The organism is Amycolatopsis coloradensis (assembly GCF_001953865.1).
GTDB lineage: Bacteria > Actinomycetota > Actinomycetes > Mycobacteriales > Pseudonocardiaceae > Amycolatopsis > Amycolatopsis coloradensis.
The window spans coordinates 98,054-124,053 of sequence record NZ_MQUQ01000028.1 but is presented as its reverse complement, the minus strand read 5'-3'; the positions used below and the strand labels follow the sequence as shown (position 1 = coordinate 124,053).

Sequence of the window (26,000 nt, the reverse complement as noted above, 5' to 3'; positions counted from 1 at the left end):
TCGACACCTGCACGGGCTCTCCTGCGATTATCCGAGAACGCCGATGATCAGACCGTAATACGCACCGCGCGGCACGGGCAGGCGCACTTGAGGCGCTCAGGGCGCACATAGCGCGTGACCGCGCGCCCGTTCACATAAGGATCGTCCCCCGCCATCGGTGAACGGGGCAGGTTTCTCGCCAAAGTGCGTCGATCGTAGCCACATAAGTCGCATTCGTGTCGAACATGAGTCCGAATGGGTTGCTTTCAGTGTTGCCGGATACAAATGGAGACCTTCACCCCAACGGCTTATATCCAAGCTGCTTGGGCCTGCGCCTAACATAACTTCTCACACTTACGACCTACGCCTACGGGACTGGGAAAGTCACTTGCAGAGTTAGGGTGAATGAAGATGAAGTGTCCCGAAACCGCCCTTGGCACGATGCGCGATGACAACTGTGACGTTGGTCTCAGTTCAATTCATCGTGCAGTTCTTCGGCTTGCGAAGTACGGAAGATCAGCCCCCGAGTACACGCCCCAATCAGGTGTGTCCGCGATGTTCGATTGCGTTGTTCGGCCGCATGGCGACTTTCTCCTACGACCTCCGTAACGTAGTCGAGAAAGAATTCCACACCGACCGGCTCCCGGTCGGCTGCCCGATTCCGCGCTGAAGTCACCCGGTGACCGCCGGGCCACCTGATTTCGCTGCGGCCGTCGGGTGGAGAGGTCACTCCGGGTTGGCACGGTGGCGGATCGGTCTTCGCTGGACGGCGGACGTCGAATGTGGCGAGCGATCCGACTGCGAGGGTCGAATCCCCTGTCGTAAGAGGGATTCGAGCGCACGGCATCGCTCCGAGACGGTGCGCTCGCGTGGAGGAGTGCTGTGTGGGCATGGGAGGAAGGTCTCCAAGATCAAACTATGACGAATGAGCCGCACATCCATGCCGAGGCCGGGTGGCGTGCGATGTATCCCGCCATGCTGACCGAGGGCAGCTACCACAAGCGACTGAAGACCACGCAATCGTTGCTGCGCAAAGCAATCATCGCACTGGCCGCGCGCCACCCCTTGGCGTTCGACGACCTGTGGATCACCGACGCCATCCCGAGGTCTGCCGGAATGCCACGGGAGACGGTGCAGCGTTCCGACCTGTCAGGCCACGTCGGCCACGGCTACCGCGCGTCACATTCACGGCGGTACTGGGACGTGAAGCTCTACCTTGTCTGCGCCGGTGACGGCGTGCCGGTCAGGTGGCGCCCGGCCGACCCGGAACTCGGCGAACGCGAGAGGCTTGCCGCCTGCTCGAGGCATAACCATCCCTTCCTCCGACAGTCAGGTTTTGTTGGCGGACAAGGGCTGCGTCCGCAAGGACGAGACCTGTCGCAACGGCGACCTCGGTGGCGAGGGAAACCTGCTTGACCCACAAACGATCCCTCATCGCCCGCGGCCGCTGACACGAACTTCACGGAATCAACCATCCAGGACACGAAGGAGATGACAGGTCATGAGTAGCCGACCGCCAGCGAGCCGGAAGGCGAACGAGCGACTACGAGCCGTGATGGAGGAGGCGAGATGCTCCAACACCGGACTCGCCCGGCGGGTCAACATGTGCGGTGCCGAGCGAGGCCTGGATTTGCGCTACGACAAGACATCAGTCGCCCGCTGGCTACGGGGACAACAGCCGCGTGGCCCGGCGCCCGCGGTCATCGCCGAGGCGCTCGCGGACAAGCTGGGCCGCACGGTCACCGTCGACGAGATCGGCATGACGCCGGGCACGAGCGCGGCACCCATCGCGGGGCTGCGGTTCGAGCCGGTCCTGGCAGACGCACTCCGGCACGCGTGCGCACTCTGGCACAGCGACGCCCACTGCAGCGGCACGCTGACGGGGGAGGTGCTGCCGACCTCCGTGCTCGTGCAGCCCAGCCGCGACTGGCTGATCGGCGTCCCGGATGTGGTCGCCACCGACGACGGGTCGGCCGCGACCGACGTCGAGGCGTTGCGCGCGACGACCGCCGCGTTCGCCGACCTCGACCACCGCTTCGGCAGCGCCGGCATCCGGCCCGTCGTCGTCCACTACCTCGACTGCGTCGTCGCCCGGCCGCTCGTGAACTCCCCCAGCGATTCGATCAGGCGGCAGCTGCTCGGCACCGCCGCCCGCCTCACCGAACTGGCCGGGTACATGGCGGTCGACACCGGTCAGACAGGCCTCGCGCAGCGTTATTACATTCAAGCCCTGCGCCTCACCCAAGCCGCGGACGATCGGGGAATGGGCGCGTACCTGCTGGCATCGGGTATGAGCCGAATGGCCCTCGCGCTCGGCAGTCCCCACGAGGCCGTCCAGCTCGCCCGTGTGGCACTGGAAGGTATGCGAGGCCGGGTCACACCCGGCGTCGAAGCGGTCTGTCATATCGCCGAGGCCCGCGGCCACGCCATGCTGAGCGACGCACAGGCCTCCGGGCGAGCCGCGGGCAGAGCGATCAGAGCGTTGGAGCGCGGCGGCCCGGGCCCGGAGCCGACCTGGGTGGCGCACGTCGACCAGGCATACCTGGCCGAGGAGCTGGCCCGGTGCGCCCGAGACCTCGACCAGCTCGCGACCGTTGTGCGTTGGTCTCGGGAAGCCGTTCGGGGATGTCCCCCCGGTTGGTCACGGCGCCGTGCGCTCAGGCTGATACTCCTGGCCACGGCGGAGTTGCAGGTGGGCGACGTCGAGCATGCCTGCCACACCGCCAAGCAGGCTGTGGAGGTGCTCAAAGGTGTGCACTCCGAGCAGTGCGCCGTCGATCTGGTGGCCTTCATCGGGCGGCTGGGGGCTCTAGGTCACCCGGAGGAAGCGCGCGAGTTCGCAGCCGAGCCGGACGCGAGCTGATCCGCTCGGGGCGCGCGAGCCGGTCCGGCGATGGGACACCGCCGGACCGGCTCGTGTTCAGCGTTGCTCACGGGACCCACTTCGCCCTGTCGGGACGGTTGGCGGTCATGCGGTGGAATGCCGGTGGCACGTCATCCTTGGGGAGGAACACTTCGATGAGGACGAGCCGGTCGGTGGTGGTGACGGCTCGGGCCAGCGCCTTGTCCAACTCGGCGGGCCGGCGGGCGGACAGCACGAGCGGATGCGGTACGCCGAGCGCGGACGGCACCTTGGGCCAGTCCCAGCTGACCACGTCGTTGTAGACGGCGCGAATACCGTGGGTGATCCGCTCCACCGTGTAGCCGTCGTTGTTCACCAGAACCACGATGGGGTTGAGCCGGTGACAGCCGATCACGCCCAGCTCCGGTGCGGTGAGTTGAGCCGCGCCGTCGCCGATGAGCAGCAGTCCGCGCCGGGATGGCTCAGCGAGCTGCGCGCCGAGCAACGCGGGGACGCAGTAACCGATGGATGACCACAGCGGCTGGGAAATGAAGCGGGCGCCATCGGGGAAACGCTGCTCCGCCACGCCGAGGAGCGCCGTGCCACTGTCGGCGTAGACGGTGTGATCGGACCGCACTGCCTCGCCCACGGCTTTCCAAAGGTAGGCCTGGGTCAGCGGAGTCCAGCGTCCGCATATCCTCCGGCGAAGGGCTGCGGCGGATTTCGTCACCGCCGTCGACAGGTTCGCCGTCGATGAGCCCCCCGGACGCGGCGTGGGGGCCGGTGGGCGCTCCTTGATCAGCGACGTCAGCGTCGTCAGGGCGGCGGCCAGCGGCACGCCGGGGAAGTCGACGCCATTCACCCGAGCGGCCGTCGGTCCGAGGTCGATGGCCTTGCCAGGATCGAATTCGTGCGTGAACTTGCCGGTGGCCTGATCGGTGAGCAGCACACCCGCCATGATCAGCGGGTCCGCACGGTCGATGGTGGCGCGGACGTCCGCCTTGCTCATGGCACCCGCGTACAGCCCGAGGAAGCCGGGGGCCTGCTCGTCCACCACCGTCTTGCCCGCCAACGTCGTCGCATGCGGGAGCGGACCGGCCGCCAGCAGCGCGGCCAGCTCCGAGCGGGCCTCGAACCGGTCCACCAGGAAGTCCGCCAGCACCGCGACCTCGTCCGACTCGGCGAGCCTCGCCCGGGCCGCCGCGCGGAAGTTGTCCAGGCTGCCAGGGTGGGTCACCGTCAGGTCCGGCGGCTTCAGCGCCGGAAGCGGCGGCGCGGGACCGAGGGCCACGTCGCGCGGTAGCCGCAGGTACCCGGGCCGGCTCTCCCGCAGGCAGGCAGTCACTACGCGGTCGACCTCGAACAGGGCGTCCTCGGGTCGCAGCACCGCGTCGGCGCACACCACCTGCCGGTGCGCTCGGGCGAACCGGTCGAAATCACCGTCCCCCATCGTGTGGTGGACCGCGCTGCCCGCCAGCTCGGTGGTCGTGGTCGGTCCGATCGCGATGTGGAGCACCGGGACGCGCTCGGCGTAGCTGCCCGCCACGCCGTTGATCGCGTTCAGCTCGCCCACACCGAAGGTGGTCAGCAACGCACCGAAGCCGTTGACCCGCCCGTAGCCGTCAGCGGCGTACGCGGCTCCCAGCTCGTTCGTCGTCCCGACCCAGTCCACGCGTGGGTGGGCGACCACGCGATCGAGTACCTTCAGGTTGTAGTCTCCCGGCATACCGAACAGGTGCCGTACCCCCAAGGCACTCAGGCGGTCCAGGATGTGGTCGATCACCGTGGCGCTCGTTTCCGGTCGCCTGGTTCTCATGTGCTTTCCTCTCTTGCCGTGGGAAGCCGGCGTCGCGCCGGTGTTCCGCCGGGACGCGGTGCGCCCGGCTCGTCGGCTTGTGCGGACCGCGCGCCGGGGCGCGGTGGTCGAGCGGGCGCGCCCCGGCCGCGCCTTGTAGGAACCGCTTCCGCTGCCCATGCTTTCCGACATGGGAGAGGACCTATCCCGACGCTTGGTGCCCGACCGGCTGTGGGCGGTGGTCGGGCCGCTGGTGCCGCAATTCGGTCCACGACCGCAGGGGGGTGGCTCCGCCCCGCTGGACGGCCGAGACGTCTTCACGGCGATCGTGTTCGTGCTCGTGAGCGGGTGCCCCTGGCGTCGGTTGCCGGACGCGTTCCCCGTCTCACCCGCGACGGCGCACCGCCGCTTCGTCGCCTGGACCGAGGCCGGGGTGTGGGAGCGGATGCGACGGACGCTGAAGGAGTGTCCCGATCTCGGCGACGACCGGGAGTGGGCGGTGGCGATCGCCGACACCGCCCTCACCCGGGCGGCGTGCCGCGGATGAGCCGCATCATCGTGCCCGTCGGCGGCCGCTCGTCGTACGCGCTCCTCGCCGTCACTTTCCCAAGTGGACCACGTCCAGTTGGCCTTGCACGTACTGATCCCGAATCAGCCGCTTGTCGTACTTGCCCACCGAGGTCGTGGGTACCCGTGCCACGACCGCCCACCGCTCGGGCACCATCCAGGGTTCGACGTGCTGGTGCAGGAAGTCGCGCAGATCCTCGAAGCCGACCACACTGCCCGCGCGCAGCGCCACCGTGGCCAAGGGCCGCTCGCCCCAGCGGTCGTCGGACACAGCGACCACGGCCGCCTCGGCCACCGCGGGATGCTCCGCCAAAGCGTTCTCCAGCGCCACGCTGGAGATGAACTCACCGCCCGACTTGATGACGTCCTTCGTCCGGTCGGTGAGCGTCAAGAACCCGTCGGCGGACACGCTGCCGACGTCACCGGTCCGCAACCAGCCGTCCGCGGTGAAGCCCTCCGCCGGCCGTTGCGGCGGTGCGTCGACCCCGCCGTGGTAGGCGTCGGTGACGCAGGGACCGCGTACTTGCAACTCGCCGGTGCTCACCCCGTCGTTGGGCACGACGGCCCCGTCCGGATCCACCACACGGAACCGGATCGTGACCGGGAACTGGCCCTGACTGGCGCGGTAAGCCTGATCGCGTTCGGCGCCGACGCCCAGCGGTGGCAGGGCCGTGGTCGCCAGCGACGAGGTCTCGGCCATCCCCCACATGTGCAGCAGCTCGATGGAGTGGCGATCTCGGTAGGCGGCCATGAGCGCGGGCGAGCAGGCGGCCCCTCCCACGAACCCGCGGCGCAGGCTCGACGTGTCGCGGCGGCGAGTGTCCAATTCGTCCAGCAGCCCTGTCCAGACGGTCGGGACCGCTGCCGCGAAGTCCGGGCGCCCCGCTTCGATGACGCGGGCGAGCGAGGCAGGCTTGAGGTGCCGATCGGCCAGGAGGATGTCGGCACCGGTGAAGAACGCGGCGTGGGGGATGCTCCAGCCGTTGACGTGGTACATCGGTGCGACGAGGAAGATGGTCTCGCGGTGGGTGAGGTCGTAGCGGTTGGGTGCCACAACCTGGAGGCAGTGCAGGTAGATCGACCGGTGGCTGTAGACGACCCCCTTGGGGCTGCCGGTGGTACCCGATGTGTAGCAGATCGCCGCGGCGGTGTGCTCGTCCAGTTCCTCTTCCCACGGATAGTCGGCCGGCGAAGCGGCGAGCAGCTCCTCGTAGTCGTGCACCTCGCCCGCGAACCCGTCCAGTGCCCCCCGATCTCCGGGACCGGCGACGACGATATGCCGCACGGTGGGAGGTAGCAGGGGCAGCAACGGGGCGAACGCGTCGACCAAACCGGCATCCACCACGATCACCTCGTCTCCGGCGTGCTGGACGGTGTAGGCGAGCTGTGCAGCCGTCATGCGCGTGTTGAGGCTGTGCACGACGGCTCCCATCGCGGGGACCGCGAGGGACAGCTCCAGGTGGCGGTTGTTGTTCCACATGAAAATGCCGACGACGGCCTGATGGTCTTGTGGTCGGGCGCCACCACGCACTCCCAACCGACTGCGCAGCGCATGTGCCAGGCGAGCGGCACGTGCGCCCACTTCCGCATACGTAGCGCGGTCGAAGCCGGAACCATTCCAGGTGGCCGCGGTCGAGGCGCCTTGGACTGTGGAGCCGTGCCTCACGATGCGTGCGATGGTGAGCGGCTCGGCGGGCATGGTGCTGTACATAGAGATCCTCCAGGCCGATGTCGCTTCCAGGGATTCAAGTTCCAGATTTCCGGTCCGTGCCACCGACCGTATGCGGCGACACCACGCGCGTCGCCTGTCGTGCCTGTCTCGCGTGGCAGCAGATCCCCCACGTCACAGGCTTGTTCACCACCGCCATATCCGGACACCTGCCATTCGGCCCGCGCCGTCGGACCCCTGCGGCGAAGGAGAGAATGACGGCCTGCTAGGGATTTCACCGCGTCCGCCACCATCCACGTGAGACAGAACCCTGTTGGCGCACGCGGCGTCGTGATCGGAGCACGGACCCGACCGCAAGCCACCCCGCTGCGCTTTCGCACCCCCGGCGAAGCCGCGACCCCGCCGATGCGCCTGTCGACGTGCCCCGCGCAGTTCTACTTTCTTAACCGAGAAGTGGATGCCAAAGGCTCGCGATCCCGCCCGCCGACGGCAAGGTTCGGTTGGACCGCCGGTCCGGTGAGGAGCACGACCAGTGGAATCGCACAACCGCGGGACACACACCCGGGATGGGTCGAAACCTCTTGGGCGACAATCGAACGCCGGAGTGGGGCGGTGGTATCGCGACCTGCTCACAGCGATCGAGGCCGGGCCGGATCCCGGCGACGGACGGTTCCGCGACCCCGCCTGGAACTCCCCCGGTTACCGGTTCTTGCTCCGGGGATACCTGTTGTGGCGCCGACTGGTGCTGGCGAGCGCCGAGACTCCGTTCGTGCCGGCGCGACGACGGCCGCAGGCGCGGGTTCTGGCGGAAGTCGTCGCCGAGGCCTCGGCGCCCGCGAACACCCTCATCGGCAACCCCGCGGCGCTCCGCCGCGTCACGGCGACCCGCGGCGCGAGCCTGGCCCGCGGAACCAGCAACTTCCTCGACGATGTGGTGCGCCGCCGGGGCCGCCCGGCCAAAATGGTCCCAGGCGCTTACCGCCTTGGCGCGAACCTTGCCGCCACACCCGGTCGGGTCGTGCACCGCGACGACTTGATGGAAGTGCTCCAGTACGAGCCGCAGACCAGCGAGGTCCATCAGGTTCCCCTGCTGCTCATCCCCGCTTGGGTGAACAAGTTCTACATCTTCGACCTGGCCCCGGGTCGCAGCCTCGTCGAGTGGGCGGTCCGGGAAGGGTTCACGGTGTTCGCCGTCAGCCAGCGCAACCCACTGCCCCACCACAAGGAAATGGGGTTGGACGAGTACTTCCGGCGGGTTCCGCTACGCGCCTTGGATGTGGTGCGGGAAATCACCGGATCCCCGGAAGCCCACTTGGCCGGGGTGTGCGCGGGCGGGATACTCGCCGCCTCTCTCCCCGCCTGGCTCAGTGCGGCCGGCGATTCGGGTGTGGCGTCGCTGACGTTGCTGATGTCCGCCCTTGATCACCCCTCGCCTGACGACGGCGAAAACCAGTGGTCCGAACTCGAGATCAAGCTGCTGACCCGTGTCCTGTCCAACCGCACGGGCCTGGTCGACGCCGGCCGCGTGAGCCTGCTGTTCGACCTGCTGCGCTCCCGGGACACGCTGTGGCAACCGTCGATCTCCGGTTGGCTGCTGGGGGAACGGCCGGAGCCCTTCGACATCTGGGCGTGGAGTGAGGACGGAGTGGACGTACCCCGCGTCCTCTTCGAGCAGACGCTGCGGTTGTCGATCGACAACACGCTGGCACGCGGCCGGCTGCGGCTCGTGGGTCGGCCGGTCGACCTCGCCACCGCCACTCAGGACGCCTTCGTGGTCGCCGGTGCCCGGGACCACATCGTCCCTTGGCAGACGGTGTACCGGGGCGCGCGGTCGCTCGGCGGGGACGTCGCGTTCCACTTGGTGCCCTCCGGGCACGTGGGCAGCATCATCAATCCGCCGCGCCCCAAAGCCGCCTACCGGACGGGACCAAGCCCTCTGCCGGACGACCCCTCGGCGTGGTGGGCCTGCTCAGTGTCACGGCAGGAGTCTTGGTGGCAGGCATGGACCCGATGGCTCGCGCCCCGTTCGGGACCGCAGGTGCCCGCACGTGCCGCGGGGAGCGCCCGGCATCCCGCGGGCGACCCCGCGCCAGGTCAGCACGTGCGATCGCGCTGACCGGTGCTCGTCAAGACAGCAGACAGGTCATCAACCGAGGAGGAAACGTGAGCACCTTCACCCGGAGCGCACCACTTGCCGCGATCGGCCCGGACACTTTCGAGCACGAACAGGTCGTGCTGTGCCAGGATCCAGCCTCAAATTTGAAAGTCATCATCGCCATCCACTCCACCGCGCTGGGACCGGCGCTGGGTGGCACTCGCTTCCGCGCCTACCCCAGTGACGAGGAGGCCGTCAAGGACGCGCTCGACCTGTCGCGCGGCATGTCGTACAAAAACGCGATGGCTGGGCTCGCCTTCGGTGGCGGCAAGGCTGTCATCGTCGGAGATCCGGTCCGGGGAAAGTCCGAGGAGTTGCTGCTGGCCTTCGGCCGGTGCGTGGCCGCGTTGGGGGGCCGGTTCATCACCGGGCCCGACCTGGGCACCGATATACCGGACATGGAGGTCGCTGCCCGCGTCTGCCGGTGGACGGTGGCCCTATCCCGCGAGGGAGGCGACGCGGGCGACACGTCGGGCTTCACGGCGCAAGGGCTGATCCACGCCATGCGTGCGGCGGCCAGGTACCGCTGGGGCTCCACTTCGCTGCAAGGGCGCGTGGTCGGCGTCGCGGGACTGGGTAAGGTCGGCCGCCGGCTGGTGCGACTCCTCGTCCAAGAAGGCGCGAAAGTGATCGTCGCCGACGTGCGGGCGGAGCCGGTACGTCGCGTCGTGAAGGAGTTCCCCCAAGCCATCGCCGTTGAGGACCCCGAGGCCCTGATCCGGTTCGACGGCATGGACGTCTACGCTCCTTGCGCCGTGGGAGGCGTGCTGGACACAGCCGTCGCGTCGGCCCTCACCGCGGAAGTGATCTGCGGAGCCGCCAACAACCAACTCGCTCACCCGGATGTGGAGCGCCGGTTCGCGAGCCGCGGGATGCTCTACCTTCCTGACTACGTGGTCAACGCCGGTGGCGCGATCCGCGCGGCCGGTGAAACGCTCGGGTACTCCCTGCGCGAGAGCGCGGACAAAGTGGAACAGATCTTCGATACGACGCTGCAAGTCCTGGAACACGCGGAGTCGGCGGGCATTCTGCCTGGCGAGGCCGCCGACCGGACCGCCCGCCGGCGCATCACCGCCGCGGCCGAGGATCAGGCGCGCGGGCTGGCCGATCACACGTAGCCGGCGAGGGTCGGCCCGACCTGCCCTCGCCGTGCGGCGGAAGGCACGCAAGCAGAGAGCCCCGTCCGCCACTCTCCGGGTCGTCGGGCACAACGACATCAAGGAGTCGATTCATGATTCTTGACCGGTTTCGTCTGGACGACAAGGTCGCGGTGGTGACCGGCGCCGGTCGCGGCATCGGCGCGGCGAGTGCCATCGCGCTCGCCGAAGTGGGAGCGGATGTCGTACTCGCCGCGCGCACGCAGTCACAACTGCTCGCGGTGGCAAAGGAAGTACGGAGGAGGGGGCGCCGAGCGCACGTGGTGCAAAGCGACCTGTCCGACCCGGATGCCGCAGCGGCGTTGGCCGGTAACGCCATGGACGAATTCGGCCGGCTCGACGTGGTGGTCAACAACATCGGCGGGGGTCGGCCCGGTCCGCTGGGGCGCAGTTCGACGGAATCCCTCGAAAGGGCATTCCGCTTCAACGTGTCCACCACGGACGCGCTGACGCGTGCCGCGGCTGAAGTGATGCTGCGCGGCGACGGCGGCGCGATTGTCAACATCTCGTCCGTGATCGGACGCGTCGCCGGTCGCGGGTTCCTCGCCTACGGGACGGCCAAGGCGGCGTTGACGCACTACACCCGGCTTTCCGCCGCAGATCTGTCGCCCCGAATCCGGGTCAACGCCGTGGCCCCGGGAACCGTGCTCACGTCGGCGTTGCGGAAGCTGGTCGGCGAGGGACCGATGCGCGAGCGTACCGAGGCGTCGACGCCGCTGCGGCGTATCGGCGATCCCCAGGACGTCGCGGCCGCGGTCCTCTACCTCGCTACAGACGCGAGCGCGTACTTGACCGGGAAGGTGATCGAGGTTGACGGCGGATTGCACGCGCTCAACGTCGACCTGGATCTTCCCGACCTGTGAGCGCCCGCCCACGGTGACCGCGGACCGTTCTGCTCAATCAATTTCGTCTTGTACAGCCCGATCGCAGATTCGGCTAGCGCGTCCTGAAGGGAATGTGAGGTTCTGATGCAGCAGACGGAAAGAACAACGACGACCACGCTGTGGCTGAGCTGAAGGTAGGTCCTTTGGCTTCGGCATGCAGGACCTGGTGTCAAACCGCCACGTTCTCCACGAACCCGTCGAGATCGATGTTCCCGCAGCCACCCCGGTCCCAGTCTCCCATGCGTGCGCTCATCGACGAGGTCCCCGTCGAGCACGACGTCTCCGGTACCACCGTCCAGTTGAACGCGAGGATCGTCCGATGAGCACGCCTCTCACCTCGGCAAGAATCGCCGCGACGACGGCACCGCCTTGATCACCGTGGCCGGTGAGATCGACCTGAGCAATGTCAGTACCTTCGCCCGTGCCCTCACCGAAGCCGCGCGGAGCGGCGTGACCACCGTCATCTGCGCAAGGTCGAATACCTCGACTGCGGCGCCATCAACGCGCTGTGCACCCCGTCCTCACCATCAGCGGACTCATCGGAACCGTCCACACCGAGCTGTGATATTGACCCTCCACCCGCCTTTGCTGCCTGTCGACGCCGAGTCACTTCAGCCCGTCGGCGGACCCAAGGCCCGGCCGTACTTCAGTCCGCCCGGCGGTCGTCGCGCGCCTTCTTGGCAAGCGACCTGCTGACGTAGACCAGCCCGCCGGTCAGCACCACGATGTCGTCGAAGTACACCGGGTCAGGCAACAGGTCGAACGGGAACACCGTGTACGCCAGGGAAACCCAGTAGGCGACCTTGGTCGGCACCGGCGTGCCAGGCTGATGGACCCGACGGTGCTTCCGCACCAGCTTGACCACGAGGAACAGCGCGACCAGAACGAGGGCGACGACCACGACCACGGCGACGACGCCCAGTGTCGTCCACAGAGACTCCATGTGATCCTCTCATCACCACGACCCTGCCACCGTTCACCGGCCTGACCGCGCTACGGATTTTGTTGTGCTTTTGACACCCATCAGGCGAACGAACACCTCGGCAGCCGAGAGCAAGGGCAGCATCATGTCATCCTGGCAGCTCTCACGCTGCCACCCACCTGCCTCGACCACCAGTCCCCCTTCGGACCTGTGTCAACGCCTGCCCGTACTGACCATCGACGGAGCCCGCTTTTCCGACTTCGACGGGTTCACTCGCGAGTTCTCACGGCTGCTCCGCGACCACACGTGGCGAGAAAACCTCGACGCCTTCAACGACATCCTCGGCGGAGGCTTCGGAACACCTGACGACGGCTGGGTTTTGAGGTGGCTCAACTCCGGACTGTCCCGGTCCGCGCTCGACTACGAGGCGACCCTCCGGCAACGAGAGCAGCTTCTCCTCACCTGCCACCCGTCGAACCGTCCGAACGCTGTTCGATGAAATCGTCGGGATCATTCGCGATCACGGACTCGACGGAGACGGCATCGGTCTTGAATTGCGCTGACCAGAGAGGGTGACACGCGCTCATGCTTCCTACCGACGGGCTGGACGATGTCGGGGCTCCAGGTCGGTCATCGCGCCGATCTCGGGTGGTAAGCGCACCAGGTTGGTGCCGTAGAGAACCAGGCTCGGGACCGCAGGTCCTGCATGTCCTTGTGGAAGGCGACGGTCATCGGCCGGGTCACCATCAACCGGTCCGGCGGTGCGTCGAGATGCCGTCCACGAAATGCCGTTGGGCGAGGAAGAACACGATGATCATCGGCAACGTGGTGAGCACGCTACCGGCCAGCACTATCTCCCACCGCTGTTCTCCTACCTGGCCGAACTGGTCCGAGAGGGCCTTAAGTCCGCGCGGTAGCGTGTACAACGCCGGGTCCCGCAGGTAGATCAACGGCTTCAGCAGATCCGACCAGCTGGCCTTGAGTTCGAAGACGAAGGTCACCACCATCGCCGGTTTGCACAGCGGTACAGCGATCCGCCAGAACAGCGTCCAGTAGCTCGCACCGTCGATGCGCGCGGCCTCGAAGAGTTCTCTCGGCAACCCGAGGAAGAACTGCCGCAGCAGGAAGATGTAGAACGCGCTGCCGAACAGGTTGCCCGCCCACAACGGCACCTGGGTGCTGGCCAGCCCGGCTTCGTTCCAGATCAGGTAAACCGGGATCATGGTGACCGCGCCCGGCAGCATCATGGTGGCGAGCACCAGTCCGAAAAGCGCGTTGCGCCCGGGAAACCGGAAATAGGCGAAGCCGAACGCGACCAGCGAGCTGGCCACCGTCGCGGTGAGCGCGGCGGCGAGGCTCACCGCCACGCTGTTGAACAGCCAGGCCGCCACCGGTGCCGCGCGCCAGATCTCGGCGTAGTTGCCCAACACCACCTGCTGGGGAAACAGCGCGTTGTCGAAGACCTGTTCGCCCGGTTTCACCGACGCGCTCAGCAACCAGGCGAACGGGTACAGGAACACCACCGACGCGGCCACCAGCGCCACCCACACCAGTGGCCGTCGACGGCCGCGCCGGCGCACCTCCCGCGCCGATCCGGGAAGCGGCTCGGCGGCCGGCGGCAAGTTGCTCGTGACGACCATGCTTCACCGGCCCTCGTAGTAGACGAAACGCTTGCTCAGCCGCACCTGGATCAGGGTGATCACCATGATGATCGCGAACAGCAGCCAAGCCATGGCCGAGGCGTAACCCATGTGCAGGAACTGGAATCCCTGCTGGAACAGATAGATCAGATAGAAGAGGGCGGCATCGCTGCTGTACCCGGCTGAGGACGCATTCCCGTAGAACGCCGTGTACGCCTCGTCGAACGTCTGCAACGCCGCGATGGACTGCACGATGAGTGTGAAGAACAGCGCACCGCTGATCATCGGGACAGTGATGTGCCGGAACCGGCGCCACCGTGACGCCCCGTCGAGTTCCGCGGCTTCGTACAGCTCCGGTGGCACACTCTTCAACGCGGCGAGGTAGATCACCACCGTGCTGCCGACCGACCACAGATGCATCAGCACCAGCCCCGGTTTGACCCACGCACCGTCGGTGCTCCACTGCGGCCCCTGCACACCGAACAGCCCGAGCAGCTCGTTGACCAGGCCGGCCTGCCCGTTGAACAGGAACAGGAACAGCACGCCGACGGCCACTTTCGGGGTGATCTCCGGCAGGTAGAACAGGGTACGGAAGATCCCGGCCGACCGGCGTCCCGTCCTGGCCAGCAGCGCGGCGAGCCCGAGTGAGACGGCCATCGTCGACGGTACCGACATGAGCGCGTAGACCAGGGTGTTGGTCAGGCTTTTGCGGACGTCGGGGTCCTCCATCAACTGGCGATAGTTCGCGAGACCGACCGCGGTCGGTGCCCGCAGGGCGTCGTAGTCGGTCAGTGAGAGCACGAAGCTGGCCACCATCGGGATCAGCATGAAGATCAGGAAGCCGATCATCCACGGCGACAGGAACGCGTACGCGGCCAAGGTTTCCCGGCGCCGGAAGCCCCGCGCCCACTTCCGTGTCCTCGCCCCGCGAGTGGGCAGGGCCGTGCTCATCGGGGTTGCGCTGCGAGGTCGAGTGCCCGCTGGGCCTCCGCCTGTGCCTGGCGCAGCGCGGCGGCGGGGCTCTGGGCACCGGAGAGCACCCGGTTCACCGCGTCCTGCCAGGCCGCTTTGAATTCCGCACCAGCGGGTGAGGACGGCATCGAGAAAGCCGTTTTCTGCGCGTCGAGAACCGCCTTGACAGCGTTGCCGAAAACCGGCTTGTCCTTGAGCTCGACCAAGTCGCCGAAGATCTTCTCGTCGGCGACCCGGTTCCCGGTGTAGACACCGGTGAACGGTTTTCCGGCGGCCTTGCGCGCGTCGGCCCGTGCCCGTGCGGCGGCGATCCAGGAATCCGACTTGGTCATCGTCGCGATCCAGGCGCACGCTTCCTTCTTGTGCTTGCTCGCCGCCGGAATCGCCCATGCGGAACCGGTGACCCAGTCGATCGGCGCGCCGTTCCGGTCCGTGAACGGCCGGACGGAAAGGTCGATCTGCGGCGAGTGGTTGGCCAGCACGTTGAGGTACCAGTCGTCCATTGGCCCGGCGGCGAGCTGACCGGTGGCGAACGGGTTCTTCGCGCCGAAGAAGTCAAAGGTGTCGCGGAACGCTTTCAGCTTGCCCCAGCCACCCTGCGCCTCGATCAGACCGGCCGTGTACTCCAGTATCTCGATCAGCCGCGGGTCGTCGAGATTGGCCTTGAGTCCGTCCTCGCTGAGCATCATGATCCCGTTTGCCTTGGCCCACAACGGAAGGTACTCAGGGAGCTTCGGGTCGAAACCGATCCGGGTGAGCGCTCCGCCTCCGTCGCGACCGGTGAGGACCCGGGTGAGTGTCGCCAGTTTCGCCCGGTCCGCGGTGCCGATCTCCGCCGGGTCGGCACCGGCTTGGCGCACCACCGCGTCATTGACCAAGATCAGGCGGTTGTTGTAGGACTCCGGCAGCCCGTAAAGTTGACCGCGCAGGGTCACCTCGGCCACCGCGGCCTCCCGGAACTCCCCCATCTGCACCTGGCTGTCCCGGACGCATTCGCCCAACGGCGCCAAAGTGCCCCGCGCCGCATAGGTGCCGAGCAGCTGGCGATCGAGGTAGACGATGTCCGGGGGACTCCCCGCGGCCACCGCGGCCAGGAACTGCTGTGCGTCGAAGGCGCTGCCGCCGATCTTGACGGTAGCCGGGGCGATCACCTTGTCCGCCAGCTCGGTCCGGGTCTTGGCGATCTCGTCCCCTGCCCCGAATCCCATCGTGACGAGTGTGGTTTCGCCGGTTTCGACTGTCGAACTGACTCCGCCGCAGCCACTCACCGCCAGCGCGATCACCAGCAGTCCCGCCCGCAGTCGTGCGTATCCGCCGGGCATACGCCACCTCCGCCCCATCGCCGATCAGCCAGCCCCGCATACCCGCCGACGCCGCCACTCAAACCACCTTGACGCTTGAGCCGCGGCTCAGCAGGCCGATAAGACAGCGCCCATGAAGACACACCTGGAGTACCGTGCGCCGCCACGGAACGAATTGATTGCCGGAGTCGCGAACGAACGACCTTCGATCAACGAATTTCTCGGAAAGAAAACGCATAAGTAGGTGTTTTCGGAGCGGCCTTGAGGTGTGACACTTGCAAGCTCGAAGTCACTGCGTGTCTACCCCGGTTCGGAGCCATGGCGGGGAAAACGGCCAAGTTATGTCCACGAGAGCGTCGGCCGTTCGGAACATGAAGCTCGGGCGTCGATCGAAACCACGCTGACCGATCTGTCGCCATGGCACGCGAGGCAATCCGACAGGGCCGATCCGCTCGAAGTCCTTGCGGCCGGCCACCACAACACCACCACACCCGCAGTCAGACCCGTGCTTCCTTCAGACGTAACGACCCAGGGTTTACGCGCTTAGGGAGAGGACACTCAGGTGAGTGGCACGTTCAGAACAGAGCGTGGTCCCGGACCCTGCCGGTTCAGCAGCGTGCCGGCAGGGCGTCATCCGGGTTTCAAGGCGAACCCGTGGCCGAGAACCGATCGACGGGTTTCGGCCAGCACCGCGCTGACGGTCTCGTCATCGAGTGCGTGGCTGGTATTACTGCCCGCGGCGACGATGACGTTGGCGACGTCGTGCAGTTTGACGTTGGAGTTCTGGGAGACCGTCCTCAGCGCGGTGAACGCTTCCTCGGAGGTGCAGCTACAGAGCAACCTGATCATGCCCTTCGCTTGCTCGATCACCGGCATCGTCGCCAGCGCTTCCCGGAGCTGGTCCCGCTCAACGACGGGGTCCTGACCGTTCTTCCGCATGTTTTCCTGCGCCGTCACGTCCGCTCACCTCCGCAGCAACTACTACAACTCCGCGCACGCCGTCGCCGTGATCGGCCGGTTCTCACCGGGCATACTCCTGCTCCGGGGACCGGCCTGCCCTGGGGCGGCCACGGCAGTCACCGTGCGCCCTGCCCAGAGCCGTCACACGGCGTGCGCCACGAAACAGCTCCGGGCAGGAGACCGGCCCTCAGCATGAGCTGCGGTGCCGCGGACCAGATACCACTTTCTCACCTGACTCAAACCGATCCACGACCGTTGCAAGCTCTGAGAGGGCATGCGTGAAGGTTTCGGCTGATCAGTGACCAAGCCGAGGGGTAACGAGCAACGAATAACCAGCGACTTAGGTAGGTAGCCGACGTCCGTAAACAGTGATCCACGGTCCATGCCGGACCGGCGGGGGTCGTCAGCGTGAAACACGAGGAGTAGGGATGTCCACGGTCACGGACTCGTTCGACGACTCCCTGACGTCCGGATCCTCGGCGTCCGAGCCCGTTCTCACCGTGAGAGCTGTCGGGGAACTCGGCGACATCCCAGCGATGACGAGGGCACTCGGTACGGCGACGTCCGCCCCGCCCGGCACGGCCGTCACCGTCGACCTGTCGGCGGTCACCTATCTTTCCTTCGAAGCCCTTCCGCCGCTCGTGGACCTCGTACGTCACGCTGCCGACAACGCCGTTTACCTGTGTGTCATCGCCTCCGGGCCCGTACGGCGCAAGCTCGCGCTGCTGGGACTGGATGTCGTCATTCCCCTCCGGTCCCCCACCGGATGATCACAACACCTTCCACCAAGGCCCGGTCCCGCGCCGGCTCCACCTGCATCACAGCCCTACCTGCGATCGGCGTACGTCGCTCCTGGTTCGGGGAACGGGTTCCGTTCACGCGTTACCGTCTATCGGTGTCGCTCCAGCCGGAACCGGTTTGAGGTAAACCTGGCACGTAGACCATCACCTGTGGCTTCGTGGGCTCGCCGGTAACGACCGAGAGTGCGACGTCGGCAGGCGTACCGTCGGTGATCCGCAACCTTCCCGCTCCTCGCGGACCGGCTTGTTCGACTTGGACGGGCGTGCCGTCGGTGGTATTGATGAGGAAATCGGTGGCGGCCGTGGCGGAAGGAACGCGCCGACCCGGAGCTGTTCGCGGCCAAGGCCCCGATCGCCCAGTCGTGCCCGCGTGGAGCACAGTCGGCGCCGGAATTTCTGTCGCCCTGACGCCGAGGGCATCGAGACCATGCTCGGGTTCTCCGTCTTGCTCATCTCTACCGGAAATGCTCACTTGAGCAGCAGTTGCGCGGCCACGGTCGTTCCATCGGTCCGGATCATGCCCGCCACGGCCCGCGCCCGCTCGCCGGTCTCGGCGGCCAGGGCCTTCTCGAGCGCGGCGGACAGGGATTCGGTGGTCGGCACCGGACCGTCATGGGCCACGCCGATTCCCAATTTCGCCACCCGGCCCGCCCAGTACGGCTGGTCCGTCGCCTGCGGGACGACCACCTGCGGCGCACCGGATCGGGTGGCCGTCAAGGTGGTACCCGCCCCGCCGTGGTGGACCACGGCGGCGGCCCGGGAGAACAACGCGAACTGGTTGACCTCGCCGACGACGAAGCAGTCGTCCCGTTCATCGATCAGGGCGAGGTCCGCCCAGCCGCGGCCCAGGACTATGCGGCGGCCTTGCGCGCGGACCACTTCGATGGCCACCTGGGCGACATCGGCCGCGGCGCGCATCGGCATGCTGCCGAAGCCCACGTAGACCGGCGGCGGGCCGTCGTCCAGAAACGCCGTCAGACCGGCGGACAACGGGCGCTCGTCCGGCATGATCCACGCGCCGGTCTGGACGACGTCGAAATACGACGGCTCCCGCCAGGGGTCCAGAACGGGATCCGTCGCCAGCCACGGCAGGTCACCGATGACGTAGTCACGGACGCCGTCCACCGGTGGCAGGCCGTTGACCACCCGGCTCGTATTCAGTGCGGCCCCGAACAACTCCTCGATGGTCCGCGCGTCCAAGTCCCACAACTCCCGGTTGCCGATCGGTCCCGGCGGAAACGATTTGCCCGGGTATGCCAGCGGTTCGTGATGCGGCGAAGGCAAAGTGAGTTGTTGGAAGGTCACCGACACCGCCTTGATGCCCAGCTTCTCCGCGACCGACAGCGCCCCCGCCGCGGCGGGGAGCATGCCGGTCACCACCATCACGTCGCAGCCTTCGGCGGCCTTGGTGACCGCCTCGAACTGGTCGGCGATCAGGGTGGCCGCGTACTCCGACATGGACGACGGCGGGGGCGCCGCTGCCGTCAGCGCACTCGCCGACGGACCGACCGGAACCATCGGCACCCCGATTCCGGCCAGCAGTTCCGCGAAGTCGGGCGGCGCGCACACCCGCACCTCGGAGCCGAGTTCCCGCACCCGCGTCGCGAGTCCCATGATCGGCTCGACATCCCCGCGCGATCCATACGTCGACAACAGCACACGCACTTCAGTAACTCCTATTTCCGCAGATTTCAGCTTCGGCCGGTGATTCTGCGGCAGCACCGGGGGCTTGCCGCAAGCCCCCGGACACGCTATAAGTTGACCATGGAAGGGATGAGTACGTCCTTCTTCCAACTTGAGGCCGAGCCCCTGCCACCGCGATTGACCGAGTTCGGCCTGAACGTCGCGGAAGTATGCTCGTCACCTCACGCACGCGTGCCATAGCGCGGCAGCCACGAAGCTGCGCAGGCCCGGTGCGGTAATTCTGACGTTGCCGGACCGTCTTGCAGATACAGCTTGTCGTCCATCTGCTCCACGCCGAGGGCAGGTGCGCGTCATCGAACACCCGCCGCGAAACTGCCCTTCGGAATGCCGGCACCGTGTTGATTGGACATGCGTGCATCCGGTAGCGGATGCACGCATGCGCGGCACTGAGTAGGTCGTATCGAGCGCGACGCCGTTGGGAGTTGTCAGTACGGGACGGCGATGTCGGTGGCGCTGGCGGTCTCGTAGACCACGCCGTTTTTGGTGGCGTAGTGGCTGCAGGCGACATGGACAGTGCGCAACACGGCACCGTTGGGAATCCAGGGCGTCTCGAAGTGAACGTCGATGAGTGCGCCGTCGTTCTCCGAGTCGTAGTCGCCCGTGGTGGAGCCGCCCGGGCCGGTGGCGGTGCACCGGACGTTGATGTAATCGGCGTCGCGCCGGTCGTTGCCCGGGGTGGCGAAGCGCGAGTAGCCGCGGATCTTGACCCGTTTGCCGGTCCCGTCGCTTTGGAGACCTTCGTTCTGGATTACGCCTTGCAGGATGTAGGCGGCCGTCGTGCTGCCGCCGGAGCCGCCGCCGGTGCCGGGTTCCTCAGGGTTCGGTTCGCTGATGCCCGGCAGTTGGATGGGGTCCGCCTGGGCGGGGGCGATGGATCCCAGCGACAACGCGGCGACGGCGAGAGCAGTGAAGATTCGTTTACGTGATGGACTCATGCCCGAAGCTTTACCGCACTTTTCACCATTCGCCACGGAACCCCGTGAACGGCCTCGAAAATTGCTACATTCGGACCAATGTTCGCATGCACGTGCAGCACTTATTTCGTCAAGGGAACCCACTTTCGGGGAAAGCACTCGTCAGATGCGCTTAGGGACACTGGCAGCGATTCCACCACGGGATAAATACCGTCATCTCATCGCCGCGAATTCACTCGAACGCCCGCTTTTGTGGTTGCTTCCATTCTTGCGCTGATCTTTCAACAAGACAAGAGCAGTTCTTGTCGATGAAAAACCATTCCGAATCGACCGGCGCGTGCGTGCCGCGGCCGTGGTGCCCATGCCAGCCACGGCGGCGTCGGCAACCCTGGCGTCGACGGCGTCCGACTGCCGGAAGCCAAGGCCGCAGATGGTTGCCGAACCGCGGTGCCAACACCCGGTCGGCCGCTCCGATGCGGATGCGGCAGGCACACACCACTTGCTCGTCGTCCAACGCCCGAAGTGGTTGGCACTGGCTGTGTAGCGGCCGCGGGCCTCTGGCCGCAACTGGCGGCTCCGCGGGCCGACGACAAGATACTCCTCAAACATTCACGAGACTCTACGCGACAGATTGTCGGACAATATGGCAATCTAGTAGGCGTGAGAGACCCGATCACCGGCTTGGGTGCGAGCATCCAGCGGCAGAGCACCACCGAACAGGCCGCCGAAGCCGTCCGGCATGCCATCTTGTCCGGCCGACTGCCGCCGGGCACGCCACTGCGCGAGGCCACCCTCGCCGCCGAACTCGGCGTGTCCCGCAGCACCCTCCGCGAGGCCGCCCGCACCCTCGAAAGCGAAAGCCTGGTCCGATACCAGATGAACCGCGGCATCGTCGTCGCGGAGATCACCGCGCCGGATATCGCCGACATCTACGCTGCCCGCACCGCCGTGGAACTGGCCGCGGCCGACGTCCTGACCAGGACCCGGGACCCGGAGGTCTACGCGAGCCTCACCGATCTGGTCGACCAGATCGAACACGCCTTCGCTCACGGAGACGTCACCGCCGCGCTCGACGGTGACCGGCTTTTCCACGCGACCCTGGTCGCGGCCGCGGGCAGCCCCCGGCTACGCCGCTTTCACGCGCGGCTCCACCAGGAACAGCGCCTCGCCCTGGCGTTGGCCGAGCGGTCCCGCCTTGAACTCGGCCGCACCGTAGACGACCACCGTCAGCTGCTGAACGCGCTGCACCGCGGTCCGGAACAAGCCCGGGCGGAACTCACGGCGCACCTGCAAGCCGGCGCTGCCGAACTGCAACGGCTGCTCGACCTGCTAGCCCACCGGAACGAGAGAGAGACACCTCGTGACTGACCACCGCACCGGCGGTGCCTGGGATCTGATCGTCACGCCCTGGCACCTTGACGAGCACATCCCGGCCTTCCCGATCCCCGCCACCGCGACCCAAGTCATCCGCCCAGCCCTCCCCGCCGGCCCCACCCCCGCCCGGATGAGCCTGCTGCACCGGGCCGCACTCGAAGCGGTGACCCAGGCTGCCAGGCCCCTGGTTCTTTCCGGCGACTGTCCCACCACCCGCGCGGTGGTAGCCGGACTGCAGCGCCACCATCGCGACCTGGCCGTGCTTTGGCTGGACGCCCACGGTGATTTCAACACCCCCGCGATATCGACCAGCGGTTACCTCGGCGGCATGGCACTGGCGATGCTGACCGGCCGCACGCCTGACCTGTTCGACGACACGCTCGGCCTGCGGCCCGTCCCCGATACCAGCGTCGTGCTCGCCGACGCCCGCGACCTCGACCCAGCCGAGCACGAAGCCCTCACCACCAGCCACGTCCGCCGCGTGCCCGCCGACCCCGCCGCGATCAGCTCCGCCCTCGATCAGTTCGGCCCCATTCCCGTCTACCTCCACCTCGACATCGACGTCATCGACGGCGCCCAACTGCCCGGTGCACGCTTTCCCTCCGGCCCCGGCCCCTCCCTCGCCCAGATCGAGGAATGCCTCGCCGCCGCCTGCACCACCGCCGACATCACCGCCGCCTACATCGCCTGCGCCTGGCTCCCCGAGCACGTCAATGACCAGACCAGTCGGCAGACGATCACCCGCCTCACCGCAGCACTCGGCGCCAACCTGTCGTGGCACTAATCCAGCGGCAGCTGAGCGTCCAGCCAGGCGTCCACCGCCTCGCGACCCAGCCCTGAGCAATCGTCTGGGGTCGAGCGGCGTCGATCGTGTCCCTAGCGAAGGGAGGGAGCGTCACGCGGCATGGTCGTGACTTCCGACAGGCCGATAGCGTCGGGCACGCCGTCGATCCGCACGAAGATTCCGAACAATGCGCTGGGTATGACTGGAAGGTTCTGTGCCGCCCACGTCTGAGGAGGCTTTCCAGCCATGCCCGCTCTGGTTCGTACGCTCGGCGGGATCACCGCCGCCTGCAGTGCGATGCTGCTCGCCCGCCTGGTCCCCCGCTGCGACTGGCGGTGCAACGCGGGTTCTGGCCGATATCGCCGACGCAAGAGCACCACCAGCGGAGCGATGGTGACGTCAGGACGTCCCGTATCCATCCTGCCGAAGCGATCCTCAGGACAATGGTCGAGGAAACACCGTGAGCTGGGACGTTGAGCAACCTCCTGTCTTCGGCTGTATTGTCGGGGTCGGCTGTTCCGTGCCGGTGAGCGGATTCGTGATAACGCTGTTGCACCACACAGTCTAATTGCCACCCGACGCCAGTCACGATCGAACATCGTTACGAGTGACACGCAAGGACGGCACCGTAGTAGAAATCGAGAGCTTCTATGCGCCCACCTTGGCGCGCTCGGTGGCAACCCTGTTCGGCCCGGACGTCGAGGTACGGGAAGAACACCAAGGGTTGGAAATCTACAGTTGCGCGTGATCCGCTGCGGCACTTCAGACCATTGGCGGCGAGTCAGGAACCGGTATCGCGGTGAGGTGCGGCGACCGGTTTGGACTGCGAGGAGCCCGCCTGGCGCACCACGATGGTCAGCACCACCAGTACACCGACGACCAGGAACCCGCTTTGCCAGTACACTGCCGGATCTCTCCCGGCAAGCCACTGGTGGGTGAGCAGTGGCAAGCCCTGCCGGGTTTATCGTGGCGGGCGGGTGGTACCAGGTCTGTGACCTCGTTGCTTCGTCCATGGCACCGGGATCACGAATTCACCTACAGCTCGACACCGCCCCGATCGGACCGTACGGGACGAACGTTCACTCGTCCACGCTGACGATGGGGCCCGCAGGAGGCGAACATGACCGAAGACCAGCACAGCCAGGAGACCGCGGAGCGGCATCCGAGCCCGGAAGAGCAATCAGGACAACAGCAGCAACACCCTGGTTCGGGCAAAGCCATGGATCCTCCACCGGATCACGGCGAGGAGTCCTACCGCGGCAGCGGACGATTGCTGGACCGCAGGGCCGTGATCACCGGTGGCGACTCCGGCATCGGCCGGGCGGTGGCGATCGCGTTCGCGAGAGAGGGTGCCGACCTCGTACTGTCCTATCTGGAGGAAGAACAGGAGGACGCCGAACGCACCGCCGAACTGGTGCGCGAAGCCGGTAGGCGGGTCGAACTCGTGCCTGGCGATATTCGCGACGAGCGTCACTGTGGGCACATCATCGACACGGCGGTGTCCAGCCTCGGTGGCATCGACGTGCTGGTGAACAACGCCGCTTATCAGATGAGCAGCCAAGAAGGCCTGCTCGGGATCTCCACCGAGCAGTTCGACCGTGTACTGAAGACCAATCTTTACGCGATGTTCTGGCTGTGCAAGGCCGCGGTGCCGCATATGCCGCGAGGGTCGGTCATCATCAACACGTCGTCCATCCAGGCCTCGCAGCCGTCGCCGGAGTTGCTGGACTACGCCACGACCAAAGCGGGGATCGCGAACTTCACCAAGGGGCTCGCGCAGGACTTGGCCGACAAGGGAATCCGGGTGAACTCGGTCGCGCCAGGTCCTATTTGGACACCGCTGATCCCGGCTACCATGCCGGAGGACAAGGTCGACTCCTTCGGCGAGCAGGTGCCGATGGGCCGGGCCGGCCAGCCCGCCGAACTCGCACCCGCCTACGTGTTCTTCGCTTCGCAGGAATCCAGCTATGTCAGCGGCGAAATACTCGGCGTCACCGGCGGGGTGCCCCTGACCTGAGGACGAGAGCGGCAGGGCTGGCGCGCTTCTGCGGAACACCGGATCAGCCGGGCTGGCCAGGCGCGTCAGTCCGGCGGTTCTTCGCGCGGCGAGGCGTTGGGGCGCCGCCGGGTGTCTTCGTCGTTGAACTGTTGGGGGTCGATGTCGAGGTCCGGAATTTCCGGTGTGCCCGGCGAGATCGGCTGGTCGGGGCTGAGGGGCTGGGTGGTTCCGTCCATGGCTTGCGCCTTTCTTGTGGTGTCCCAGCCTGGCTTATCCCGCCGGTGAGCGCCCGAAACGTGGCTTCCCTCGACCGGGTGGGGCGTCATGGGTCCGGCTCGCCGGAATGCGCCCATCCAGCCGACTCGACACGCCGACGAGCGTGCTCCCGTTGGTCCGTGCCGCTGGTAGATCGATTAGCCGCTGGCGCGCTGGAGCAGCGACGGTGGCGGCGTGACCGCGACCGACAGCTCGATGTATTCAGTGCCCAGCGTCGTGGCGACGACCTCGTCGGTAACCCGCTCACGATCGGCGACAGACGCGAAGGCGTGCGGTTCCGAGCGGCCAGATCGCCTCGGACCGCACGTGATACACCGACCAGGTCGATCGGTGTTGCGAAATGACGTCGACCACCACCTGCCCGGCCTCGACCGGCCGCGCGGACCCTCTTCGCGGCGAGAACCTGATCGAGGTCCTGATCGGGCAGCAGCCTCTCGGCCGCCGCCCCCGGTCAGGCCCAGGCACACGCCGTCGAACACATCCAGGGTTGGCCACGTCGGCACGCCACAGGCGCACTCGGCCCATTGGCCCTTCGGACACTCGCAGCCGCGTGATGCGCCGTTCATCGCAACCTCCGTGCCGAAGTCTTTCAAGGCGTCTTCCTGTCGACCGACCAGCGGCGCTGGCTTGACATTCTCCCAATTCCGCGTTCTGGTGCGTGCGCTATGATCACTACTATCAGCGGTGTACGCCATCGAGAACGCACATGATGAGAATGGGGCGCATTGTGGCGGTGAAACTTCGTAGCGCAATCGCATGCCTTGCCGCAGCCATTGTTTTACTGAGTGGTGACGTGGCTGCCGCACGACCGGCGGAGATTGTTCCTCCGGCGGGGTCGGCCTACTGGACTTGGGGCTGCGGCAATGTTCCCGAGTTCTGTTATTTCAAACATTACGACGCCAATCACGATAACGGAGGCTGGGGGCGAGGCTTCACGTCCACAGGATTCTACAACATCGGCGCACAAGGATACGGCGACCAGACGTCATCCATCTGGAATCGCTTCGGCAAGCCCGTCGTGCTGTACGACTGGAACTTGCACGAACGCTGCTGGATCTTCCTGTGGTACTCGACCGACGGAAACTGGGGTAACCTGCCGACGAATATCGACAACCGCACCGATGGAATCAGTGTTGGCGGAGAAATCCCGCTCGAGGGTATTTGTAAATAGAAACTATGTTGCCCGGTTCGAGGCTAGTTGACCCGCAAGTTGTTCAGACCGGCTGAGATCGCCGGTCGGATTCGCGAGCATGCCGATCACGACGGGAAAGGACCTGGGTCCCACGACCGGGAAGCGCCTGCCGAA

General features: G+C 66.7%; 23 protein-coding genes and 1 pseudogene. 13 read left to right on the top strand and 11 right to left on the bottom strand.

Annotation, left to right across the window (positions count from 1 at the left end):
- Window positions 1-912: 912 nt before the first annotated feature.
- Window positions 913-1,378 (top strand): annotated as a pseudogene (locus BS329_RS43110) (IS982 family transposase); the annotation flags it as partial.
- Between the two features lie 102 nt (window positions 1,379-1,480).
- Complete coding sequence (locus BS329_RS37665) at window positions 1,481-2,842, top strand: NsdA family TPR-like regulatory protein (RefSeq protein ID WP_143253372.1); 1,362 nt, start codon at window positions 1,481-1,483, stop codon at window positions 2,840-2,842.
- A 67-nt stretch (window positions 2,843-2,909) separates the two neighbouring features.
- On the opposite strand, the gene BS329_RS37660 is transcribed toward BS329_RS37665, so the two are convergent.
- On the bottom strand, window positions 2,910-4,637 hold the full coding sequence (locus BS329_RS37660; protein ID WP_076167851.1) for an alpha-keto acid decarboxylase family protein: 1,728 nt from the start codon (window positions 4,635-4,637) through the stop codon (window positions 2,910-2,912).
- A gap of 169 nt (window positions 4,638-4,806) precedes the next feature.
- On the opposite strand from BS329_RS37660, the gene BS329_RS37655 reads away from it, so the two are divergent.
- Window positions 4,807-5,163: an IS5/IS1182 family transposase gene (locus BS329_RS37655; protein WP_076167895.1), complete on the top strand. Its 357-nt coding sequence runs from the start codon at window positions 4,807-4,809 to the stop codon at window positions 5,161-5,163.
- Between the two features lie 51 nt (window positions 5,164-5,214).
- Here BS329_RS37655 and BS329_RS37650 read toward each other — a convergent pair whose 3' ends face one another.
- Window positions 5,215-6,882 carry a long-chain-fatty-acid--CoA ligase gene (locus BS329_RS37650; RefSeq protein ID WP_341866355.1) on the bottom strand — a complete coding sequence of 556 codons (1,668 nt, stop codon included), beginning with the start codon at window positions 6,880-6,882 and terminating at the stop codon, window positions 5,215-5,217.
- 574 nt (window positions 6,883-7,456) lie between these two features.
- Here BS329_RS37650 and BS329_RS37645 point away from each other — a divergent pair.
- The 3 genes from BS329_RS37645 to BS329_RS37635 all read left to right on the top strand — a co-directional run bounded on the left by BS329_RS37645 (window position 7,457) and on the right by BS329_RS37635 (window position 11,027).
- Window positions 7,457-8,968 carry a PHA/PHB synthase family protein gene (locus tag BS329_RS37645; RefSeq protein WP_076167847.1) on the top strand — a complete coding sequence of 504 codons (1,512 nt, stop codon included), beginning with the start codon at window positions 7,457-7,459 and terminating at the stop codon, window positions 8,966-8,968.
- 47 nt (window positions 8,969-9,015) lie between these two features.
- Window positions 9,016-10,125 carry a Leu/Phe/Val dehydrogenase gene (locus BS329_RS37640; protein WP_076167845.1) on the top strand — a complete coding sequence of 370 codons (1,110 nt, stop codon included), beginning with the start codon at window positions 9,016-9,018 and terminating at the stop codon, window positions 10,123-10,125.
- Window positions 10,126-10,238: 113 nt separating this feature from the next.
- Window positions 10,239-11,027, top strand: coding sequence for an SDR family oxidoreductase (locus BS329_RS37635; RefSeq protein ID WP_076167843.1), 789 nt, complete (start codon window positions 10,239-10,241; stop codon window positions 11,025-11,027).
- Window positions 11,028-11,694: 667 nt separating this feature from the next.
- Here BS329_RS37635 and BS329_RS37630 read toward each other — a convergent pair.
- The gene (locus BS329_RS37630; protein WP_076167841.1) at window positions 11,695-11,991 is read right to left on the bottom strand and encodes a YkvA family protein; all 297 of its coding nucleotides are present in this window, start codon (window positions 11,989-11,991) and stop codon (window positions 11,695-11,697) included.
- 124 nt (window positions 11,992-12,115) lie between these two features.
- Here BS329_RS37630 and BS329_RS37625 point away from each other — a divergent pair, with 124 nt between their 5' ends.
- Window positions 12,116-12,469, top strand: coding sequence for a barstar family protein (locus tag BS329_RS37625; protein ID WP_084750732.1), 354 nt, complete (start codon window positions 12,116-12,118; stop codon window positions 12,467-12,469).
- Between the two features lie 247 nt (window positions 12,470-12,716).
- Here the strand turns inward: BS329_RS37625 and BS329_RS37620 are convergent, their stop codons facing one another.
- The 4 genes from BS329_RS37620 to BS329_RS37605 form a co-directional block, all read right to left on the bottom strand.
- The gene (locus BS329_RS37620; RefSeq protein WP_084750729.1) at window positions 12,717-13,610 is read right to left on the bottom strand and encodes a carbohydrate ABC transporter permease; all 894 of its coding nucleotides are present in this window, start codon (window positions 13,608-13,610) and stop codon (window positions 12,717-12,719) included.
- 3 nt (window positions 13,611-13,613) lie between these two features.
- On the bottom strand, window positions 13,614-14,561 hold the full coding sequence (locus BS329_RS37615) for a carbohydrate ABC transporter permease (RefSeq protein ID WP_076167839.1): 948 nt from the start codon (window positions 14,559-14,561) through the stop codon (window positions 13,614-13,616).
- Window positions 14,558-15,904, bottom strand: coding sequence for an ABC transporter substrate-binding protein (locus BS329_RS37610; RefSeq protein ID WP_076167837.1), 1,347 nt, complete (start codon window positions 15,902-15,904; stop codon window positions 14,558-14,560). Before BS329_RS37610 ends, BS329_RS37615 begins: the two co-directional genes overlap by 4 nt.
- Before the next feature lie 609 nt (window positions 15,905-16,513).
- The gene (locus BS329_RS37605; protein WP_244197450.1) at window positions 16,514-16,840 is read right to left on the bottom strand and encodes an ANTAR domain-containing protein; all 327 of its coding nucleotides are present in this window, start codon (window positions 16,838-16,840) and stop codon (window positions 16,514-16,516) included.
- A 431-nt stretch (window positions 16,841-17,271) separates the two neighbouring features.
- Between BS329_RS37605 and BS329_RS37600 the strand changes: the two genes are divergently transcribed.
- A complete protein-coding gene (locus BS329_RS37600; RefSeq protein WP_076167835.1) occupies window positions 17,272-17,613 on the top strand; it encodes an STAS domain-containing protein in 342 nt (113 codons plus the stop codon).
- A 498-nt stretch (window positions 17,614-18,111) separates the two neighbouring features.
- Here the strand turns inward: BS329_RS37600 and BS329_RS37595 are convergent, their stop codons facing one another.
- Complete coding sequence (locus BS329_RS37595; protein ID WP_076167833.1) at window positions 18,112-19,308, bottom strand: glycosyltransferase; 1,197 nt, start codon at window positions 19,306-19,308, stop codon at window positions 18,112-18,114.
- Between the two features lie 464 nt (window positions 19,309-19,772).
- The gene (locus tag BS329_RS37590; RefSeq protein WP_143253371.1) at window positions 19,773-20,318 is read right to left on the bottom strand and encodes a hypothetical protein; all 546 of its coding nucleotides are present in this window, start codon (window positions 20,316-20,318) and stop codon (window positions 19,773-19,775) included.
- A gap of 603 nt (window positions 20,319-20,921) precedes the next feature.
- Between BS329_RS37590 and BS329_RS37585 the strand changes: the two genes are divergently transcribed.
- The 3 genes from BS329_RS37585 (at window position 20,922) to BS329_RS43635 (ending at window position 23,167) form a co-directional block, all read left to right on the top strand.
- Window positions 20,922-21,629, top strand: a complete 708-nt coding sequence (locus BS329_RS37585; protein ID WP_076167829.1) for a GntR family transcriptional regulator — start codon at window positions 20,922-20,924, stop codon at window positions 21,627-21,629.
- Window positions 21,622-22,419: an arginase family protein gene (locus BS329_RS45310; RefSeq protein ID WP_076167827.1), complete on the top strand. Its 798-nt coding sequence runs from the start codon at window positions 21,622-21,624 to the stop codon at window positions 22,417-22,419. The genes BS329_RS37585 and BS329_RS45310 overlap by 8 nt, the downstream gene beginning before the upstream one ends.
- A 607-nt stretch (window positions 22,420-23,026) precedes the next feature.
- Window positions 23,027-23,167 (top strand): hypothetical protein, encoded by a 141-nt coding sequence (locus tag BS329_RS43635; RefSeq protein ID WP_158075874.1) that lies wholly within the window; start codon window positions 23,027-23,029, stop codon window positions 23,165-23,167.
- A 33-nt stretch (window positions 23,168-23,200) separates the two neighbouring features.
- Here BS329_RS43635 and BS329_RS45305 read toward each other — a convergent pair whose 3' ends face one another.
- Complete coding sequence (locus BS329_RS45305) at window positions 23,201-23,323, bottom strand: DUF6766 family protein (protein WP_279628248.1); 123 nt, start codon at window positions 23,321-23,323, stop codon at window positions 23,201-23,203.
- Between the two features lie 216 nt (window positions 23,324-23,539).
- Between BS329_RS45305 and BS329_RS37575 the strand changes: the two genes are divergently transcribed.
- On the top strand, window positions 23,540-24,436 hold the full coding sequence (locus BS329_RS37575) for an SDR family oxidoreductase (RefSeq protein WP_076167825.1): 897 nt from the start codon (window positions 23,540-23,542) through the stop codon (window positions 24,434-24,436).
- A 65-nt stretch (window positions 24,437-24,501) separates the two neighbouring features.
- Here the strand turns inward: BS329_RS37575 and BS329_RS43630 are convergent, their stop codons facing one another.
- Window positions 24,502-24,654 carry a hypothetical protein gene (locus BS329_RS43630; RefSeq protein ID WP_158075873.1) on the bottom strand — a complete coding sequence of 51 codons (153 nt, stop codon included), beginning with the start codon at window positions 24,652-24,654 and terminating at the stop codon, window positions 24,502-24,504.
- Between the two features lie 755 nt (window positions 24,655-25,409).
- Here BS329_RS43630 and BS329_RS43100 point away from each other — a divergent pair.
- A complete protein-coding gene (locus BS329_RS43100) occupies window positions 25,410-25,865 on the top strand; it encodes a hypothetical protein (protein WP_208619352.1) in 456 nt (151 codons plus the stop codon).
- The last annotated feature ends 135 nt before the right edge of the window (window positions 25,866-26,000 follow it).

What these genes read in the sequence shown, in the direction of transcription:
- BS329_RS37665 (WP_143253372.1), top strand. Translation starts at nt 1,481, where the DNA reads ATGAGTAGCCGACCGCCAGCGAGCCGGAAGGCGAACGAGCGACTACGA.
- BS329_RS37660 (WP_076167851.1), bottom strand. Translation starts at nt 4,637, where the DNA reads ATGAGAACCAGGCGACCGGAAACGAGCGCCACGGTGATCGACCACATC.
- BS329_RS37655 (WP_076167895.1), top strand. Translation starts at nt 4,807, where the DNA reads ATGGGAGAGGACCTATCCCGACGCTTGGTGCCCGACCGGCTGTGGGCG.
- BS329_RS37650 (WP_341866355.1), bottom strand. Translation starts at nt 6,882, where the DNA reads ATGCCCGCCGAGCCGCTCACCATCGCACGCATCGTGAGGCACGGCTCC.
- BS329_RS37635 (WP_076167843.1), top strand. Translation starts at nt 10,239, where the DNA reads ATGATTCTTGACCGGTTTCGTCTGGACGACAAGGTCGCGGTGGTGACC.
- BS329_RS37630 (WP_076167841.1), bottom strand. Translation starts at nt 11,991, where the DNA reads ATGGAGTCTCTGTGGACGACACTGGGCGTCGTCGCCGTGGTCGTGGTC.
- BS329_RS37625 (WP_084750732.1), top strand. Translation starts at nt 12,116, where the DNA reads ATGTCATCCTGGCAGCTCTCACGCTGCCACCCACCTGCCTCGACCACC.
- BS329_RS37620 (WP_084750729.1), bottom strand. Translation starts at nt 13,610, where the DNA reads ATGGTCGTCACGAGCAACTTGCCGCCGGCCGCCGAGCCGCTTCCCGGA.
- BS329_RS37615 (WP_076167839.1), bottom strand. Translation starts at nt 14,561, where the DNA reads ATGAGCACGGCCCTGCCCACTCGCGGGGCGAGGACACGGAAGTGGGCG.
- BS329_RS37610 (WP_076167837.1), bottom strand. Translation starts at nt 15,904, where the DNA reads ATGCCCGGCGGATACGCACGACTGCGGGCGGGACTGCTGGTGATCGCG.
- BS329_RS37600 (WP_076167835.1), top strand. Translation starts at nt 17,272, where the DNA reads ATGTCCACGGTCACGGACTCGTTCGACGACTCCCTGACGTCCGGATCC.
- BS329_RS37575 (WP_076167825.1), top strand. Translation starts at nt 23,540, where the DNA reads ATGACCGAAGACCAGCACAGCCAGGAGACCGCGGAGCGGCATCCGAGC.
- BS329_RS43630 (WP_158075873.1), bottom strand. Translation starts at nt 24,654, where the DNA reads ATGGACGGAACCACCCAGCCCCTCAGCCCCGACCAGCCGATCTCGCCG.
- BS329_RS43100 (WP_208619352.1), top strand. Translation starts at nt 25,410, where the DNA reads ATGGGGCGCATTGTGGCGGTGAAACTTCGTAGCGCAATCGCATGCCTT.